We start from the raw sequence: 1,190 nt of genomic DNA, 5'->3' as shown, positions 1-1,190 counted from the left end.
CCCCGTTACCTTTTTCGTGGCCCCGCAATGGGGCTCCTGGCCCCCGGGCCCGGCATGACTGTGTGCCCCCTGCCGAAGGCATGGCCTGGGGGGTGGTGTCACCGGGTCTGGGGCACCGCTTGACCGCTGATGAGGGGCCTGATCGCCACCGTGTCCGGTGCAACGCCTGACGAAGTGCGGGGCAGATCTGCGTAACGTGGTTGCCGGCAGTGCGGTGCCGTAGGGACGGCCGGGACGGAAGCTCGACCCACCAGGGGGAAGCGGATGTTCGACACCAGCAACATAGGCGTGTTCCTCGGCATGGACGTCGGCAAGGGCGATCACCACGCCCACGGCCTGACACCCGCCGGGAAGACCGTCCACGACAAGCAACTGCCCAACAGCGAACCCAAACTGAGGGCCCTTTTCGAGAAGCTGAAAAGCAAGTTCGGGACCGTCCTGCTGATCGTCGACCAGATCGCGAACATCGGCGCCTTGCCCGTCGCGGTCGCCCGCGACACCGGCTGCGAGGTCGCCTACCTGCCCGGCCTGTCCATGCGCCGGGCCGCCGACCTCTACCCAGGCGAGGCCAAAACCGACGCCCGCGACGCGTTCGTCATCGCCGACACCGCCCGCACCATGCCCCACACCCTGCGCTCCATCGAGGTCACCGACGAGACCACCGCCGAACTGGCCATGCTCGTCGGCTTCGACGGCGACCTCGCAGGTGAGGCCACCCGCGTCTCCAACCGCCTGCGCGGCCTGCTCACCCAGATCCACCCCAGCCTGGAACGTGTCCTGGGCCCGCGCATCCAGCACCCCGCCGTCCTGGCCCTACTGGAACGCTTCGGCTCCCCGGCCCAGATCCGCAAAGCCGGACGCCGCAGACTCATCACCCTGCTCCGCCCGTTAGCGCCCCGCATGAACGAGCGCCTGGTCGGCGAGGTCTTCGACGCGCTCGACGAACAGACCGTGGTGGTGCCCGGCACCGCCGCCGCCGCGACCATCGTGCCCTCCCTCGCGAAACAGCTGGCCGCCGTCCTGGACCAGCGCCGCACGCTGGAAGGCCAGATCAGCGCTCTGCTGGAGGCCCACCCTCTTTCCCAGCTCCTGATGTCGCTGCCCGGCGTGGGCATCAGGACAGGCGCGACCCTGCTGGTCACCATCGGCGACGGCACCACCTTCGCCACCGCCGGGCACCTCGCCTCCTC

At 69.5% G+C, this 1,190-nt stretch carries 1 protein-coding gene; it reads left to right on the top strand.

Annotated features, from left to right (window positions below):
• Window positions 1–264: 264 nt before the first annotated feature.
• The coding region (locus tag OTB20_RS41810; RefSeq protein ID WP_267825134.1) for an IS110 family transposase at window positions 265–1,190 on the top strand (926 nt) is incomplete at its 3' end.

This window comes from Streptomyces sp. H27-H1 (assembly GCF_026627445.1).
Taxonomy (GTDB): domain Bacteria; phylum Actinomycetota; class Actinomycetes; order Streptomycetales; family Streptomycetaceae; genus Streptomyces.
The sequence above is the reverse complement of the archived record's forward strand: the minus strand, read 5'-3'. Positions and strand labels throughout refer to the sequence as shown.